Origin of the sequence: Micromonospora sp. LOL_021, assembly GCF_048060215.1 — a bacterium.
Classification (GTDB): domain Bacteria; phylum Actinomycetota; class Actinomycetes; order Mycobacteriales; family Micromonosporaceae; genus Micromonospora_E.
In genome coordinates this window covers 1-262 of record NZ_JBHMIN010000186.1, presented here as the reverse complement: position 1 = coordinate 262, position 262 = coordinate 1, and the positions used below count along the sequence as shown (strand labels likewise).

Here is a 262-nt window from a genome sequence, read left to right as displayed (position 1 = left end):
AGGCTGTCGAGGCCGGCGTCGACCCCCACCACGGCACCCGACGCCGGGGCCGGCTCGACCCGGTCGTCGCAGAGCGGGGATACGAACCAGCGGCCCGCCGGGTCCTGCGACACGGTCACCGTCGACGGCGTCGCGCCCTCCGGGAGTGGTCGGGACCAGACGATGTTCAGCGGTTCGGTCATCTTCGCCGGGGTGAGGCGGCCGTCGCGCCACCGGAACGCGCTGGCGGTGTACTCCGCCGACCGCCGCGACCGCTTCCTCG

The 262-nt window shown here is 74.8% G+C and carries 1 protein-coding gene; it reads right to left on the bottom strand.

The genetic code is table 11. The annotated features are described in order from the left end of the window. Positions 1–182 (bottom strand): hypothetical protein (locus ACFHWT_RS31605; protein ID WP_416598380.1); only part of this gene is annotated, 182 nt, incomplete at its 3' end. Between the last annotated feature and the right edge of the window lie 80 nt (positions 183–262).